This window comes from Photobacterium sp. 1_MG-2023 (assembly GCF_030547945.1).
Taxonomy (GTDB): Bacteria; Pseudomonadota; Gammaproteobacteria; order Enterobacterales; family Vibrionaceae; genus Photobacterium.
Genome location: NZ_JAUORR010000010.1, coordinates 94,262 through 110,796, shown reverse-complemented (window position 1 = coordinate 110,796; position 16,535 = coordinate 94,262). Strand labels below are relative to the sequence as shown.

Genomic DNA, 16,535 nt, shown 5'->3' with positions numbered 1-16,535 from the left:
ATACAGCGACCAAGGCCGGGAACGGTTCATCTACACAACCAAAGGTAACGACCAATGACCCATCATAGAAGTAAATGGATGCTGATCACCAAAGGTGCCGAATTTACAGGCCACACGGTGAAAGCAATACGCAGAAAAATTGAACGAGGCGACTTACCTGTTGGCCGCGTTGTTGAAAAGCGCATGGGCCGCTGGTACATCAATCTTGATGAATTCGACCGCTTGATTGAAGGTGCACGATGAGCAATGAAAAACTACCGCCAGGAGTGGAAATTCACGGTAAATCGCTTCGTATCAGCTTTTCTCACAACCATCAGCGTTGCCGGGAAACGCTGAACCTTCGCCCTACAAAACAGAATATCAAATTCGCGGCCGGGAAACTGGCCGCAATCAAGCATGAAATTGCGATTGGTAGCTTCAACTATGCTGACCACTTCCCTAATTCACCAAGGGCAAAAGGCAACAGATGTAATTTGCGGTTGTCAGACTTAGCTGCTGAATACTTAAGCTTGAAGGAAGCAGATATCAGAGGGACTACGTTATATCGATACAAGAGCACAATGAAGAGCTGTCTGAACCTATACGGTGAAAGTCGCACATCTTCCACACTAACTAAAGCTAGTGTCATGGCATGGCGAAGTAAAATTATCATGGGGAAAACAGCAAGAACAGCCAATGCCTACCTGAGTGTCATTGGCAACTTTCTGAATTTCTTATTCGACTATGAATACATTTCAGAGAAGCTCAGTGAGCAACTCAAAGCCGTTAAGCAACCAGAACTGGACCCTGATCCTTTTTCACATGAAGAGATCGCACGGGCCATTGAGCACTGCCGCTTTAAGCAGCATGCAAATATCATTACCTTGATGGTTTACTCAGGATTGCGGGTTGGTGAACTATGTGGAATCGCATGGGAAGATATTGATCTTGAGGCTGGGACGATGAAAGTATCCCGAGCAGTGACGTTTCAACGAGGTCTCAAAACACCCAAAACGGATAAGAGTCGTACTATTTTTTTACTCCCTCCTGCACTGGAAGCTTTAAAATCTCAGATGCAGTTCAGCTATATGATGCCTGCCGAGCATTACGATGTAGAGCTTTCAGATAAAACCCATATCACTGAGACTTTGAGATTCGTTTTTCTTTCGAGTGTTACATTACCCGGTAGCGAGAATACTTTTCTATCTCGTACCAGTGTGACCAAAGTATGGAAGTCAATTAGTCAGCGAGCTGGTATCCGTTATCGCCGTGTTTACCAATTAAGGCATACTTACGCATCATGGATGTTAACGTCGGGCGTAAACCCTGCTTTCATTGCTTCCCAGATGGGACACGCTAATTTTCAAATGCTCGCAAGAGTATACGGAAAATGGATGCCAGATCATTCTCGTTCAGAAAGTGAGAAAGCCTGGCAAGCCCTAAAGCAAAATGCCCCAATTTTGCCCCAGGAATATTCTGGAGAAAACTAAGGCATTGTTTTATTTCAGATTATTTCGGCGCGGCAAACACCTGAGTCCAGTAAATACCGTACTGGCTGCCGGAGTTGGTCACAGAGGAAGCGCCCATCTGTGTAAAGCTGCCATTCATGATGTTTTTACAATGGCCAGGGCTGTCCAACCAACCTTGCATCACAGCTGAAACACTTTTCTGACCGGCCGCAATGTTTTCACCCACGGTTTTCCAGTTATAGCCTTGAGCCGTCACACGGGAACTTGGTGTGGAACCATCCAAACCAGTGTGATTAAAGAAATCATAGTTCGCCATATTGCTTGAATGAACGAATGCAGCTTCTTCCAGAGCATAATCCCAGGTCAGTGCACCAACGGCCGGATACCAGGTCCCACCACAGTCTTGACCTTGCGCTCGAGCCTGATTCACTGCGGCCAGCATTTCGTCTGCCATTGATTGATCGGATCCACCGGTATTCGAGCCGGTATCTAATCCACCGTTACTGCCAGATCCTGAAGAACCTGAGCCTGAACCATTTGAGCCCGTGTCGGTTGAACCGCCGGTATTCTGATTCCAATCCCCTGTCTCAGGTCTTTCTGAAGTGCCACTATTGGTTGTGGTGCTGTTACCTGAAGGCGATGAAGATGAACTGCCTGAATCACTGCCTGAACCGCCACAGCCAACCAGTGCAACCATTGAAAGAATCAAAACTGTAAGAATTCGCATGGGTACTTCCACTTAGTAATAATAAGATCCTGATTGATAAGGCAGAGGCATCAAAAAAAGATGCTTCAGAAATATGTCTCTGCAATAGGCAACCTTTACAGGTGCAACTATCAAATCAGCCAACAACGGTGGAAGAATATACTGACTGGAGGCTAAGACTAGCAATAGTCGGTGATTAAAAAACACACTTCCTGACAATCATTTGACACAAATATTTGCCATTTTTCGCGCAGAAAATTGCTTTTAGTCGCAGTGAAACAGTTGGTTAAAGCGCTTGTACATTGTTCAAAAGTTAACCTGAACAGGTTGGTTATTTTTTAATCAATTTGTTCTTTTTTAGACCCGGAACTGTTTTGGGTACCCGCAAAAATATCGTTCAGATCATTTAGAGCACCAAAGAAAAATGGACTCAGGCAAGATCTTGCTGGCTCAGGCTGACCCCTTTGATCTGTGCATACAGTGAGTCACCGACGTGTAAATTGAGTTCATCCAATGCCCAGGTCGTAATATTCGCCATCAAAACAGAGCAGCCGATCCGTAAACGAATCACAGCAACATCCGCCTGATAGCGATGCTGCTCGATGCCTTCGATCCGGGCAGGCATCACATTTCGGATACTGGTTTGCTCAGGCTTGATCCGAGTCACAGAAACATCGTTGGCGTGAATACGAACACGAACCGACTCTCCTGCCGAACGGCGTACCCGGCTGACCCATAAAGGAATATCAGGGCTAATTTCCAGCTCGGTTAACGGGTAATCCGGATGATGTCCTTGGACACGGAGCTGCAGAATCGAGCTCTGCTCCCTGGTACTCAGCCAGGGCTGCATCACAGATGAACCCCACACGTCGGTCAGCGGTCCATTCGCAACCACTTTTCCCTGGTCCAATACAACCATATGGTCAGCAAGCCGTAAAATCTCGTCCAGGCTGTGGCTCACATAAAGCATCGGAATCTTGACGCTTTTTGCCAGCGACTCCAGATAAGGCATCAGTTCCTGCTTTCTGGGCAAATCAAGTGAAGCCAATGGCTCATCCATCAATAACATGTCCGGGCGGCTTAAGAGCGCTCTGCCAATCGCAACCCGCTGTTTTTCACCGCCGGACAAACCTGAAGGATAACGATTGAGCAAATGCGCGATATCGAGCAAGTGAATCACTTCATCAAAAAAAGAGGGATCGGGCTTTCCCCGCCCGCCATACAGCAAATTTCCTCGAACTTTATAATGCGGGAATAATCTGGCGTCCTGAAAAACGTAACCGATTCGGCGCTTTTCCGGCGGTAAATCAATGCCCTGAAACGTGTCACACAAGACATGCTCCCCCAGAACAACTCTTCCTTCGTCCGGCTGAGTCAGGCCACTGACAAGATGAATCAGTGAGGTTTTTCCGGCACCTGAACGCCCAAAAATCGCGATAATCCCGGTATCAGGCAATCTGAGATCAACATTCAGCCTGAACTGCCCGGCCTGTTTTATTGCTGTCAGTTCGAACATCAGCCCTCCAAACGGCGCCGCGCGACTCGAGCGAGCCACTCTGAGAGCACAAGAGACAATAAAGCAATGGCAACCGCAATCGCGCATAAACGGGCCGCTTCTGTTTCTGCGCCCGGCGTTTCGATAAAAGAAAACATCGCTAGCGGGATCGTCTGTGTTTCTCCGGGAATATTTGAGACAAAAGTAATCGTGGCACCAAACTCACCCAAGGCGCGGGCGAAAGCCAGAACTGTACCAGTAAGAATACCCGGCAGCATCAGCGGAAGCGTGATGGTCAGAAAGACCTGTACGGGTTTTGCCCCTAAAGTCCGGGCAGCCTGCTCCAACTTGGGATCGACATTTTCCAATGCCAGCCGAATTGATCGGACCATCAGCGGGAAAGCGACAACAGCAACAGCCAGCACCGCTCCCTGCCAACTGAAACCAAATGTCAGGCCAAACCAATCATACAGATAAGCGCCGATCAGCCCTTGCCTGCCCATCAGTACCAAGAGCAGATAACCGACAACAACAGGGGGTAACACCAAAGGTAAGTGAACCAACCCATCGAGCAGGGACTTTCCCCAGAATCGCCCTCTTGCCAATGCCCAGGCACAGGCAATGCCAGCGGGCAGACTGATCAATACAGCCGTCAGCGCAACTTTCAGACTGAGCTGGAGTGCTGTGATTTCATATTCGCTCAGAGTCAAAACATCCATGATTCAGTCTTCTTGATTTTTCAGGTTAATCCACGGAAAAGCCATATTTTTTAAACACGTCGGCCGCTTGGTCTGATTCAAGAAAGCGATAAAATGCCTGTGCCGCTGCAGTCGGTTGTTTTTGCGTTAAAACCATCGGGTAAGTAATCGGATCATGGCTTTCTTGCGGAAACTGGGCAAGCACACGAACGTTCGCAGCAATCAGGGCATCAGTCTGATAAACAATCCCTAACGCAGCTTCCTGTCGCTCAACATACAGCAAAGCAGCACGAACATTGTTTGCCCTCGCCAACCGAGGTTCAGCCTGCTGCCACAGTCCTAAGGAAGTCAGCGCCTGTTTCGCATACATTCCTGCTGGTACATGATTCGGATCGCCAACAGCGATCCGGCTGCCGTTCAGCATCGCAGCAATATTCCAGTTGTTATCCAGCGCTATTGGCTCAATAGCCGACGACGCATGACCGATTAACACCAAACGGTTGTGCAACAAGTCTTGTCGTGTATCCGTATTCACCACCTGCTGGGCCACGACATAGTCCATCCATTTGGTGTTTGCAGAAAGATAAACATCAGCTGGAGCGCCCTGCGCCAGTTGACGGGCAAGTGCAGAGGAGGAAGCAAAGGACAGAACAACCTGATCACCCGTTTGGGTTTCAAATTGCTCAGCCAGTTCAGTCAAGGCATTCGTTAAGGAAGAGGCAGCAAAAACCAATACTTTTTCTTCTGCGTGGACTGTCTGGACATTGAGGAAAAATAACAGCGAGAGCAGGTGTCGCCAGTTTCGTTTCACGATCAGACTCCTTTCGAATCAATTACTCAGGCAGAGATAGAAATCACTATACCCGACAATATGAATCCTGACTACAAAGTCAGAATGTGGCTCATATCAAAAAAGAGTCCTGGGCAATCACAACTCAGTTAAGCGGCGATTGGCCAGGACTCTCGTCCGCCGTGTTTTGCCTTCCGTTGAAAGCTGCCTTTACCTTTTTTGGATTTTTCAACACGGCTGCGAAAAATCTTACTCGTGACGATAGCTTTCAGGGCATTATCCTGAATCGCACCCCGTCCATGTTCAGTCAGACTTTCAGACGGTTCGGACACCACTGCTTGCTGCAGGGATTGTTTATGTTTCTTTGCCATCATGTGCTCCTTTGTCGTTCATCTAAAAGGCAAATTTCAAGCGAAGTGTACGCCTGCAGGACTAAATATCAAGGGATCCACAAAAATTTTTATTCGGCTGTGGCGACTTCCCCTTCAGAGGCAACAGACTCGATATAACGTTGATACAAATCCAAAAATTCAAGCACAATTTCTCGGGCGTAGTCTGTTTCACAATTGGTCAGAAACACCATGCCTGTTTGTGTTGCAGGATGAAATAACATTTCTGTTCTGATCCCGCGCACCCAGCCGCCATGGTGTACAAACCCGGTAATCCCCTGATAATCAAAGGTTCTCCACCCCAGACCGTAATACACATTATCCAGTTTTGCACGGTAGCGGTATTGGTTCGCCCGAATGGCAGGCTGATGCAGTAATGCTAGATTCTCATCACTGATCACTTCAGGGTACTGACCAAACTGTGCCAGCATCCATTGTGCTAAATCTTGTGAACTTGCATTCACACCAGCTGCCGCAGGTACCTGATAATAATAAGGTGCAGGTTTTACAGAAGCATATCCCTTTTTCACGCGGACATGTGGCTCTACCCGGTTCTCTGCATTCAGGAAAGCTTTCAGGCCAAAACTGGCATGTTGCATGTGCAATGGAATAAAAATTTGCTCGCTGACGAACTGTGCGTAATCCATGCCTGCAGCCAGTGTGATCATATCGGCACTCAGGTTATACACGATATTTTGATATCCATAACATTCCCCGGGATCACAAACGAACTTCACCCGATCCAGAATCGAAAGGATACGTCGATAACTCACATCGTTTTCAAGTAAATCTGAATAGGCTTGCGGAACCAATCCAGTGGTATGTGAAAGCACATTTCTTAAGGTGACCGATTTTCCCAGAGCCGGGTCGCTGAACTGTATTTTGTCGAGATAAGGAACAACATGGGTGTCCCATTCAAGTAACCCCCGATCCACAAGCATCGCTGTTGCCGCAGAGGCAAACGTTTTAGAAATGGAAGCCAGCGGAAAGATGGTTGCAGAGTCAATTTTCTTTACGCCACCCACCTTTGTGACGCCGTAACCCCTCAAGAGCCGAATCTGGCCATTCACAATCACTGCCAGAGACGCACCAGGAATTGACTGCTCAACAGCCTGGTTCACTGATTTATCCAGCGCAAAAACAATTTCATCGCCAGGTGCAGCACTTACCCTGTAAGACACCCATAGAATCAGACAACACCACAACCAGGTTCGACAACACACAACCCCACCTGACAACGTTTCTCCCTGCAGAACAGGTATAACCTAGGTATAACGCATGTCGTTCAAAAAGGAACCAGTCGCACAATTTTCGCTTCTTTTTCCTGCGACAATCTATACTCCAAAGTATCAACAGTCATATTCACCCGAATGTTTATGACATAAATCTCATTTAAAAATAAAAAATCTTGACTGTATAGAATATGAACTCTGACCATGAGTGACATCGCATAAAGTGTGACGTACATCACAATAAGTATCAGAAACATGATTTGACGCACAGTTTACAGTGACTAAAAGACTTTGATTTATAATAATGGCAACTCATCCGATGAGTTTATTGAGATCAAGGGCACATTTTGATCCTGACGCTGATCAGCCAAGATTCAATATGCCGCCTCAATCATACGAAGAAAAATCGATAAAGGTTGGTACGCATGAAAGTGGTCGACTTTCTCAAACAAAAAAGTGAAATTCTGGCCAAGCATCCATTCGAGCTAAAAGATTGGTTGTCGCCATCAATCCGTGATTACTGGATTGAGTTTTTAAATAAAGCGCATGTCAGTGGCTGGACAAAAACTGAAAGCATTGCTTCGAATGGCACTGCAAACCAGAATGCTGCCCCTGCACCTGTTGAATTGCACCCGGAAGCTGCCAAGCTCATGGAAACATTAAATGCTTCGCTTGGTGAGGAAATTCATGTGGGTGAATGGCTGACGATTGATCAGGACCGAATCAATCGTTTTGCTGACGTGACAGAAGATCATCAGTGGATTCATACGGATCCCGAGCGCGCAGAACAAGAATCACCGTTTAAAACCACGATTGCGCATGGTTTTCTGACGCTGTCTTTACTTTCTGTTCTGACCGATAGCGTTGACCCGGATAACATGAAGTTTCCGACGGCGAAGATGACGGTGAATTACGGACTGAATCAGGTGCGCTTCCCGTACCCGGTCAAATCCGGAAATCGTGTTCGTGCACGAACCAAAATTCAGTCAGTCACGCCAATTAAACGGGGACTGGAAATTGTTCAGGAAATTTCAGTCGAAATTGAAGGCTGCCGTCGCCCAGGCTGTGTCGCCGAATCTGTTGTCAGACTGTACTTCTAACAAATCCCGCTTTATATCTCAGTTATAAAGCGGGATTTTTCTTTGAGAGCATCAAGCAGCAATCGTCACTTTTCCCCTAAAACTCAATTCTTTGCCTGAGATCCCAACATCTCACACCCAGAGTTCCAATTCCGCCGAAAATCCAGTTTGATAGCCGACGGTTTCGCCACAATTTTTGTGACGCCCTATCAAGCTGTTTTTTGGGAGAGAAGACATGATAAAGACCAATCCATATTCGGAACAAGATACCCATCGCGCCGAGATCTGGGACATGCTGGTTACACGTGATATTCAGGCCTATTGTGATGCTGACTGGACACAGGTTGCTGAAGATTTTATTGAACAGGAATTCTACGCCGTCAATGCCAACAACAGTCAGGACCCTGCGCAATGGACGTTCGCCTTTTCTACATTGGCCGACTATCGGGAGGAGTGGCTCAAGCAAGCCTTAGCGGCTCAAAATACGGCCTATTCTGAACCATTAAAAACAGCTGTACATCGCGCCACAACGCTCAATGAAATCACCATTGAAAACGGGCGGGCAATAGCCCGGAAACAGTTCTGTGGCACCATTCAACGGGCAGACGGCCAGGCTGATGAATTACTCTGGCAGTCCATTTATTACCTGAAACACACGACCAGCGGCTGGAAAATCTGTGGATTCACAGGATACCTGCCGTACACAGCCTGACTGAATCTTGCATCGTTACGCTACGCCTTTGGTGTAGCGTGTCTTACAACACTGAGTACATCACGCAAACAATCAAGGGCAGCAGGCCAGAAAGAAATAGCTGCAGTCCCAAATGATAATTTGCTGCGAACTCTTTCTTTTTATCGGCCTGTACCTGTGCAGACGACAACATCTGGTTTGTGGTTCTCGCAGCAGGATCCTGATCATACTTCGCACTGCTACGCCCACCACTCCAAACCAGCGCAGCCATGCCCCATTGCAAAGCAAACATGTAAAAAAGTGCATCCTGTCCGAGCATGAATGGCACATCAAAAAAACGATAACCCACCCAAACTGCCCCACCAGCAAGCAAGTTCTGCAGCAAAATTATTTTGATTAAAAACAACATCTTCTCTTTTCCGTGACTGTTCAGACAACCCAGCAAAAGCACACACCCATACTCCACAAGATGCATTTACACTCAAAACTTGGTGATGGAGAATAGCATTATTTTTCAATCAGATAAAATACGAAGCTTATTTCCGACCAGAAGTGACAACAGAAAAAGCGGCACACAAGGCCGCTTTCGTTTGTTATTTCCCCAAAATATTGCAGATTCAATCAGGAGTTCATATTTCGAATCTGATTCAAGTACTTAATCCAGCTTTGAGAAGATTTGGACGACTCAATTTGATCGGCTTTTTTGGCATGAACAATTGCCTGTTCGTACTGTTCTAATTTGTAAAATACTCGAACTTTGGCCAGCTCAACATCAGCTTTTCGTTTTGAATCTTGTATCTGATTCAGTTCATTTAAGGCCAATTGATATTGCCCTTCCTGAATCAGCAACTGCGCTAATTGCCAGCGATACTTGCTGTTCAGTTGAACGACTTTCTGCCAACTCGAAATCGACTTATCCCACTCTTTCGCCATTTGCCAGTAGGTGGCCTGTGACACCAGTAAGGTTTCATCTGAGTCGCTGTTTTCTAACGACGCAAAAATGCGTGCCGCTTTTTCAGGAATGCCTTGCTGGGCATACAGTTGTCCCAGCGTTTTCAAATCCTGCTGAGATAAATCAACGCCCTGCCGCTGTGCCAATGCCAGTGTCTCCATGGCATGCCGGTGACGATCCAGCTGCATTTGAATGCCCGCCATTTGTTGCCACCACACTTTCTTCTCTGGTTGCAGCACAATTAAGCGATTCAACGTGGGCAGTGCTGACTGAAGTTGCTTCAACTGTAACTGGGCCCCTAATTTCATCGTGAGCGGCTGGACTTCGTCTTTCCGATGCAAGCGCTCATAATGTTGCAAAGCCGACAGAACCGGTCGCCACTCTTCAATCTGATAATGTGCCTGCGCAATTCTCAGCCAGAGCTCATCTGCTTTTTCTGACGCAGGAATCGACTGGCTGAGCTGGTAATAATGCTTCAGAGCCGTTTTATATTGCGCCTGAGATAAGAGAATATCGGCCAGCATACGTTGCGTCGATCGCGCCTGCTCATCTTCCAGCAGACCACTACTTACAGATTGACTCAAATGGCGAATCGATTCTGACGGTTTTTCTGCCTGCCAGTAATACACGCCAAGGACACGATCAATGAAGGCACGGTCATAAGCACGAGAGATATCCATGCCTTTGAGAACCGAAATCGCTTCATTCAGTTTGTTTTCCTGCTGTAGTTTCTGCGCTTGCTGAACTTTTCCCGCTGAATACTGTGATAACTGAGCAGATAAAGCGACAGGCGTAAAAAGCAGTGCGAGTATTAATGCATACTTTTTCATGATTTGTTCAGTTTAAACTCCAGTTTCACTGATTGGCCCGGCTGAGCTAACGCTTGCCCACCTTCCAGTTTTGGCTGATATTTCCAGCTTCGAAGGGCTCGAATCGCTTCACGATCAAACATTCGTTTTGGCTCAGCATCAACAACCTGGATATCAGTCGGACGTCCCTGTGGATCAATGGTGAAAGACAGCACCACGTACCCTTGAATGCCCCGTTTCAATGCCCGCGGCGGATATTTGGGTTCAATCCGGTACAACGGCATCGCCTGCTGGTCTTTGCCAATGTCAGAAAATGTCGGGATATTCACCGCCATCCCTGTCACGGAAGCATTCAGTGCGACAGAAGGCATGGTTGGCGATGCCAAAGGGGTAACCGCACTTGCTTTCGACTGCTTTGGCATGGCTTCCGGGGGTGGTTCAGGCGTTTCAGGCTTTTCCGGTACAGCACGCTGACGTCGCTGTGCTTCTCGTTCCTGCTCCACCATCACCATGTTGAATGCCAGCGTTTCTGTTTTCTCCGGTGGCTGACGGTGGCCGTCATCCACCATCCAGGCCATAAAGCTAAATAAGCCCCACGTCATCACAAAGGCAATTGGCGCAGCAATCAACAGCCTGAACATCAGCGCTTCTCCGCCGCCAGAGCAATATTCTGAACCCCTGCCCCTTTTGCGGCATCCATGACTTTCACCACAGTGCCGCTATAAGCATGTTCGTCAGCCTGAATCACCAGCGAAGCATCCGGCTGTTCAAGCAGCATGGTTTCTAACGTTGCCTGAACACGCTCGACATCCACGACACGCTTATCGATGTACACATCGTTAGCAGAGGTAATAGCAACGAAAATACCTGCATCTTTCTGACTGACGACGTTGCTCGCCTGAGGCCGATTGACTTCAACACCGGATTCGCGCACGAATGAACTCGTCACGATGAAGAAAATCAGCATGATGAACACAATATCAAGCATCGACGTCAGATCGACTTGTGCTTCTTCCCGAGCGGCAGATGGACGACTTAATCTCATCATTGACTCCTTAATAACTTTTCTAATTTTTGTTCACGCATCCGGCATGCTTTTGCCAGCCGGGCATGAACAAACATTCCTGCAAGTGCCGCAACCATTCCTGCCATCGTCGGTAACGTGGCCAGAGAAATGCCCGAAGCCATGAGTTTAGGCTGACTGCTGCCCTGATTAGCCATGACATCAAACACAGAAATCATGCCGGTGACCGTACCCAGTAACCCCAACATCGGACAAATCGCCACCAGCACCTTGATCACATTGAGATTCTGACTGAGTGCCAGATGCGCTTCATTTAGCCAGCCAGAACGAATGGCATGAGCATACCAGGACGTTTGATCGCTGCGGGCCTGCCATTGGGTCAGCCACTGCTGTTTTTGTTTCGGGTAAGTGAATGCCAGATACAGCAAACGCTCCGTCACCAAAAGCCAACTGAACAAAACGACCGCTGCCAGCCACCAGAGCACCTGTCCTCCCTGCTGCATAAAATGCTGCAGGGAAAACCACCAGTTTTCAGCAAATGCTGTACTGAACAAGGAAACATTCATTACGCTGGGCTTCCTGTTTTTTCAGCCTCAGCAGCAACCAGGCTAATTCCTTGCTTTTCCAGAATATTACGAATGGCATCCGCCTGCGTACTGAGCAGATTGTGCGCCAGCAATAATGGCATCGCAGACACCAGCCCCAGAACCGTTGTCACCAGAGCCATTGAAATCCCGCCAGCCATCACTTTCGGATCGCCATTCCCAAACTGAGTGATCACCTGGAAGGTTTCGATCATCCCGGTCACCGTCCCCAGCAAACCCAGCATCGGTGCCAGTGCAGCCAGGAGTTTCAACATGGACAGTCCACGTTCCAAACCTTGCTGTTCATCCACAATCGTTTCCAGCAAACGTAATTCAAGGGCTTCAACAGATCGGTTCTGTTCTTTGTCGTAAACACTCAGGACCCGGCCAAGTGGATTATTGCCCGGCTGCTGAGGGTTTTTCAGCTGAGATTGAATTTGCTGACGAATGACCAGTAATTTTCCGCCACGATACAAGGCAATCACGCCACCAATCGCAAGCAGACCCAGAATAATCTGACCCACGACGCCCCCTTGTGCCAGACGATCCATCAACGATGGCGTATGCGCTAATTGCGCCAGCATCTTGCCCCGGGACGGGTCAACGACAGCCATTTGGACACCCGACTCTGACAGCGCAGCAATCTGGCTGGAAACAGGGGCATGCTCTGGTTGCTTCAGATAGGGGGTTGCCACGTGACGGTCACCATGCCAGGCCAGATAACCTTGCTCACCAATCAGGCCTATGCTGCCCAAACGGTAAGCTTCAACTTCAGACTCATAGCCTTCTCCGTTCACGAGCGGCACCGATACTTTTCGAAGTTCAGCACTGGCCTGAATTTGTTCAAGCATGCCTTGCCACAGGCCGTTCAGTTGCTTCAGAGATGGCAAAGCTTTCGCATCGACGATCTTTTTCACAACGTCCGTATGTTGATTCCGGTCTGCTGTTGTCACCGATGTGTCCAGCTCTGCATCCAGATCTTTTGCAGTCTGGCGAACCACACCAAACAGCTCGCCAAGGCTTCCGGATTCCAGGCGGAGTTCATCTTCTAACTGAGCCAGCGATTGTTCATTTTTACCAAAAATATCGCTCAGGCGATCCGTTTCTTCGTTCAGCTTTTTCCGCTCAGCCAAAAGGGTATCCCGTTCAGCACGAATTTGCGCTTCCGTTTGTTTGAAACCGGATTCCCGGACCTGCTGATGAGCTTTCTCGGATTTTTGGTCCTGACGTGATTGCTGAACTAACCCGTCTACCGCCAATGCATTTGCAGACATTGCCAGCAGAGAAAATGCGAAGGTCAAAGTTTTCAATTGCATCTTACTGGCCCTCTACATTGACAGACACGGGCAGCGAAATCAGCCCCGGTGCAATTTGCTTCGAAGCCATCGCATAGGCTTTATCCAAATCAGCGCCAACATTGGCTTCAAGTGCCTGCCATTGTGACGTACTGTCATTCCAGGCCCAGTAACGCTGACCATCCAAGCTCCGCGCAACAAACGCCACCCGGCCTAGATACAGCAAGTCTGCCTGAATACTTTCCGAAGGTGACAGCGCAACTTTCCCCTGATATAGACCCAGTTTTGTACCGTAATCCATTTCGATTTGGTACGCCTCAAGAATACGACGGTATTTTTCAGCATCACTGATGTCCGCTTGCGCCATCATAAATTCCAGCTTAGCAATACGGGCCAGACGCTGATCACGTTTGATGGGTTTGTCTGTTTCAATCAACGTTTTCAGGCCATCAATCATCTGATACATCAAAGGCACAACACCCTGCCGTGTTTCCTGAATCCCCGCAATTTGCTCTTTCAGGCTGGATTTTTCACCTTCCTGACTGTCCACAAGACGGGCTAAGTGATCACGGTAAACGGTCAGATTCTTGACCTCTTCCCGAAGGGCTTCGATTTCTGCCTTCATACTTAAAGAAGCTTCAGCGCTTTGATCAATGCGCCCCTGGCTTTGCGCGGCGGACTGATTGATTTGACTTTCAATGACTCGTGCAGAGTCGAGCGTACTGGCTGCTGTATTGACGCTCAGGCCAATAGCAACAACGGCAAGACTGGATTTCATGATATTCATTTTGGAACGGTTACCTTAAGCATCCGGTTCAGAAAGCGCATAGCGGTACACTTTCTGTAACTGTTCTGATACTCAGTTATCTGAGTCACTGGTCACACATCTTAGTTGAAAACAAATCTCATTTAAACTATCAATCCGGAAATTTTGCTTCCTCCTCAGGGGACGTTGAAAAGCAGAGTATTTTTCTGAAATCAAACGGCTTCAGTTCAAAGCAGAAAGTGACCAATGCGAGAAGGAAAGCTATAATGCGCGAAAAATCAGTCTATCGGAAAGTAAAGTGACAGAGCTTCCTAACGAATCCATTCAAAAACAACTCAGAGATCTAGGGTATCGTCCTGAAAACATGCGTATTGTAACGGTTTCAGCGATGACGGAAGAACAGCTGGATGCCTGTACAACGCAAGAGAATGAATGTTTTTATAACAGTTATATGAATGTCATTTATGGCAAAGGGGATCGCTACGTACTTGGCTTCCGCTGTGAAGATCCCGTGATCGATCATGCTTTGATCCGCCTCGGGGACCAGTATTTTGACCCAACCCTGCAAGCGGCGGGTGAATTCACCCCTTACACCTTCGCAATTCTAACTGAATTTACTGTGTTTGATATGATACGGCATGCTAAGTCGAACAAAGACTTTCCGCCTGATGTTGATTATATCCAGAGCAAAAAAAGTAAATTCAAAAACGTCATTACGTCTTGAGTCAACTTTGACTGGCAACACAATTTGCCAGTCAAATCCTCCGTCTGCGTGCATGCTATTTCCTTGAAAAACTTGAGCTAATGCTCAAACTTCCCTTTAATGCAGTATTTTTTTCATCAATCCAGTGAGATTTTGTGAGTTATATGGCATAAATGTGCTTTGTAATACAATACTCATATGGGATTGGTTGATCGGTATGATCATCCGGCCTTTGATACAATCGTTCAACAGCCATAGGATGGGTAAGGCATGAAGCCTTTGGTTTACAGTCTGTTAGGTTTGTTACTGACTGGATGTAGTAACGGCGTCGTCGTCTCAGTTCCTGAAAATTACCATGTCTCCAACTCAAGTGAGCAGGGTTACCTGGTTGGCAGTCTCGGCGCATCTACAATCTGGCCATCGACCGGAGAAAATCTTCAGTCAACCTTATATTTTCGTCGCCAGGGCAGCGACACCGATCTCGCGGTTTCCAATAACAATAACGACAGTGATTTCAAAACCTCTCATTTAACCAGTTCTCTGTTTACTGTTCCCCTGCCCGCCGGAAACTACGAGCTACACAGCATCACCTTTAAAGGCACCGATGGCAGAAAAACCGTCTTTTCCCAAACGGAGAAGCCACTCAACGTCCATTTCAGTATTTCAGCCGGTGAAATCACCTACCTTGGCCAATTCATTGCCAGCAGTATGGTTTCGAAAAGTCAGCTCTGGAATACCGAATACCCGAATGGCCGGGGTTATCTGACGCATAGTGATGCTGAACAAAGAGACCGGGCTTTTCTTTACCAACAACACCCGGAACTATCTGCGCTTTTTTTCAAAAAAGCTGCCTTAGAAAAGAGCCCGTCACCACTTCTGAAAGTCGAAAATCAGGCCACTCAATCGATTAACACGCTGTAAAATATTTTTTTGAATAAAATACAGCCACTTAAGTTGTATTTTGCTCAGTTTCACAAAGCAAAAAAATACAATAAAAATCTGCTAGTCGAGTGCTTGACTTTGGCAAAGTCGTCACGGCTTCTGGCTTAGAAGCATTTCCCACAGAGTTATGCACAACTTTTGTGGATAACCAAAGCATGATCTCAAAGTCATCACACCGAGAAGTCAATCGATTAACCCGCTGTTCTGTCATCAAAAAAGCCGGGCTGACAGCCCGGCTCTTCGCTTTCAAAAACATCGATTGAAATTTTATTCAATACTTGAGCATTCTGCGTCTTGAATCGTCAGATTCGAATTGAATTTATACTCAATCAAGTATTGTGCTGCTGTTGGATAAAAACCGGCATCAATCGCCGCTTTAAGATTGTCCAGGTCAATCTTATAGGTTTTCAGGCCAACTTCATTCAATTCATTTGGAAGGCAGCTGCTATTATCGGCTTCATCAAAACACATACCAGCTGTGCTCGGAATCTTAGCACAACCTGCATCTTCAACAGAACCTGCAACATTCACCAAATCTGCACGTGTGGCCACAGGTACATTTTCAGGCAGGCCAATGTTATAAGTTTGATCTAAATTTTGTAGCTCTACCCATGTATAGTAACCATCTTGCACACCCGTCACGCCTTGAATATCAGCGCTGTGGATGGTGAATACTTCAACTTTTCCCTCAAGTAAATTTTCGACTGTCTCTTCATCACAACCGGCCAGAGCCAGTAATGAACACAGAACGATTGCTGCTCTTGTCATATGTCTATCCTTTATCGTTATTTGGTTGTTGCAGGGCGAGTATCTTCTACAGATAAGCGGAAATCCACTTCCAATCCCGAAACTGATAGCTGGCTGCCATTTTTAACACTTTTGTCATTAACGGCATAAATGTGATTACTTTTCGACCAGATCCTGTCGCATTT

At 47.2% G+C, this 16,535-nt stretch carries 20 protein-coding genes; 6 read left to right on the top strand and 14 right to left on the bottom strand.

Features of this window, described 5'->3' with window-relative positions; genetic code table 11:
* Positions 1–54: 54 nt before the first annotated feature.
* Both Q4579_RS10995 and Q4579_RS10990 read left to right on the top strand, forming a co-directional pair.
* A complete protein-coding gene (locus Q4579_RS10995; RefSeq protein ID WP_303564070.1) occupies positions 55–243 on the top strand; it encodes a helix-turn-helix domain-containing protein in 189 nt (62 codons plus the stop codon).
* Complete coding sequence (locus Q4579_RS10990) at positions 240–1,469, top strand: site-specific integrase (RefSeq protein ID WP_303564067.1); 1,230 nt, start codon at positions 240–242, stop codon at positions 1,467–1,469. Before Q4579_RS10995 ends, Q4579_RS10990 begins: the two co-directional genes overlap by 4 nt.
* Positions 1,470–1,488: 19 nt before the next feature.
* Here Q4579_RS10990 and Q4579_RS10985 read toward each other — a convergent pair whose 3' ends face one another.
* From Q4579_RS10985 to Q4579_RS10960, 6 genes are all read right to left on the bottom strand, one after another.
* Entirely contained in the window at positions 1,489–2,175 is a 687-nt protein-coding gene (locus Q4579_RS10985; protein ID WP_303564064.1) for a CAP domain-containing protein, read from the bottom strand.
* 409 nt (positions 2,176–2,584) lie between these two features.
* The gene (modC, locus tag Q4579_RS10980) at positions 2,585–3,670 is read right to left on the bottom strand and encodes a molybdenum ABC transporter ATP-binding protein ModC (RefSeq protein ID WP_303564063.1); all 1,086 of its coding nucleotides are present in this window, start codon (positions 3,668–3,670) and stop codon (positions 2,585–2,587) included.
* Positions 3,670–4,368: a molybdate ABC transporter permease subunit gene (gene modB, locus Q4579_RS10975; RefSeq protein ID WP_303564062.1), complete on the bottom strand. Its 699-nt coding sequence runs from the start codon at positions 4,366–4,368 to the stop codon at positions 3,670–3,672. The genes modC and modB overlap by 1 nt, the downstream gene beginning before the upstream one ends.
* 25 nt (positions 4,369–4,393) lie before the next feature.
* Positions 4,394–5,158, bottom strand: a complete 765-nt coding sequence (gene modA / locus Q4579_RS10970) for a molybdate ABC transporter substrate-binding protein (protein ID WP_303564061.1) — start codon at positions 5,156–5,158, stop codon at positions 4,394–4,396.
* A gap of 128 nt (positions 5,159–5,286) precedes the next feature.
* Entirely contained in the window at positions 5,287–5,508 is a 222-nt protein-coding gene (locus Q4579_RS10965; protein WP_303564060.1) for an alternative ribosome-rescue factor A, read from the bottom strand.
* Between the two features lie 89 nt (positions 5,509–5,597).
* The gene (locus tag Q4579_RS10960) at positions 5,598–6,707 is read right to left on the bottom strand and encodes a serine hydrolase (RefSeq protein WP_303564057.1); all 1,110 of its coding nucleotides are present in this window, start codon (positions 6,705–6,707) and stop codon (positions 5,598–5,600) included.
* Positions 6,708–7,183: 476 nt separating this feature from the next.
* Here Q4579_RS10960 and Q4579_RS10955 point away from each other — a divergent pair, with 476 nt between their 5' ends.
* Entirely contained in the window at positions 7,184–7,858 is a 675-nt protein-coding gene (locus Q4579_RS10955) for a MaoC family dehydratase (protein WP_303564056.1), read from the top strand.
* 214 nt (positions 7,859–8,072) lie between these two features.
* Positions 8,073–8,549 carry a hypothetical protein gene (locus Q4579_RS10950; protein WP_303564053.1) on the top strand — a complete coding sequence of 159 codons (477 nt, stop codon included), beginning with the start codon at positions 8,073–8,075 and terminating at the stop codon, positions 8,547–8,549.
* Between the two features lie 43 nt (positions 8,550–8,592).
* Here the strand turns inward: Q4579_RS10950 and Q4579_RS10945 are convergent, their stop codons facing one another.
* From Q4579_RS10945 to Q4579_RS10915, 7 genes are all read right to left on the bottom strand, one after another.
* The gene (locus Q4579_RS10945; RefSeq protein WP_303564052.1) at positions 8,593–8,934 is read right to left on the bottom strand and encodes a hypothetical protein; all 342 of its coding nucleotides are present in this window, start codon (positions 8,932–8,934) and stop codon (positions 8,593–8,595) included.
* Positions 8,935–9,149: 215 nt separating this feature from the next.
* Positions 9,150–10,310, bottom strand: a complete 1,161-nt coding sequence (locus Q4579_RS10940; RefSeq protein ID WP_303564050.1) for a lipopolysaccharide assembly protein LapB — start codon at positions 10,308–10,310, stop codon at positions 9,150–9,152.
* Entirely contained in the window at positions 10,307–10,930 is a 624-nt protein-coding gene (locus Q4579_RS10935) for an energy transducer TonB (RefSeq protein ID WP_211651648.1), read from the bottom strand. The genes Q4579_RS10940 and Q4579_RS10935 overlap by 4 nt, the downstream gene beginning before the upstream one ends.
* On the bottom strand, positions 10,930–11,334 hold the full coding sequence (locus Q4579_RS10930; protein ID WP_211651894.1) for a biopolymer transporter ExbD: 405 nt from the start codon (positions 11,332–11,334) through the stop codon (positions 10,930–10,932). Before Q4579_RS10930 ends, Q4579_RS10935 begins: the two co-directional genes overlap by 1 nt.
* Entirely contained in the window at positions 11,334–11,879 is a 546-nt protein-coding gene (locus Q4579_RS10925; protein WP_303564046.1) for a MotA/TolQ/ExbB proton channel family protein, read from the bottom strand. Before Q4579_RS10925 ends, Q4579_RS10930 begins: the two co-directional genes overlap by 1 nt.
* Entirely contained in the window at positions 11,879–13,213 is a 1,335-nt protein-coding gene (locus Q4579_RS10920) for a MotA/TolQ/ExbB proton channel family protein (RefSeq protein ID WP_303564045.1), read from the bottom strand. Before Q4579_RS10920 ends, Q4579_RS10925 begins: the two co-directional genes overlap by 1 nt.
* Before the next feature lies 1 nt (position 13,214).
* The gene (locus tag Q4579_RS10915) at positions 13,215–13,979 is read right to left on the bottom strand and encodes a DUF3450 domain-containing protein (RefSeq protein ID WP_303564044.1); all 765 of its coding nucleotides are present in this window, start codon (positions 13,977–13,979) and stop codon (positions 13,215–13,217) included.
* 277 nt (positions 13,980–14,256) lie between these two features.
* Here Q4579_RS10915 and Q4579_RS10910 point away from each other — a divergent pair, with 277 nt between their 5' ends.
* Both Q4579_RS10910 and Q4579_RS10905 read left to right on the top strand, forming a co-directional pair.
* Positions 14,257–14,682, top strand: coding sequence for a hypothetical protein (locus tag Q4579_RS10910; RefSeq protein ID WP_303564042.1), 426 nt, complete (start codon positions 14,257–14,259; stop codon positions 14,680–14,682).
* A 249-nt stretch (positions 14,683–14,931) separates the two neighbouring features.
* Positions 14,932–15,582 carry a hypothetical protein gene (locus tag Q4579_RS10905; RefSeq protein ID WP_303564038.1) on the top strand — a complete coding sequence of 217 codons (651 nt, stop codon included), beginning with the start codon at positions 14,932–14,934 and terminating at the stop codon, positions 15,580–15,582.
* A 288-nt stretch (positions 15,583–15,870) separates the two neighbouring features.
* Here Q4579_RS10905 and Q4579_RS10900 read toward each other — a convergent pair whose 3' ends face one another.
* The gene (locus Q4579_RS10900) at positions 15,871–16,371 is read right to left on the bottom strand and encodes a hypothetical protein (RefSeq protein WP_303564035.1); all 501 of its coding nucleotides are present in this window, start codon (positions 16,369–16,371) and stop codon (positions 15,871–15,873) included.
* Positions 16,372–16,535 lie beyond the last annotated feature (164 nt).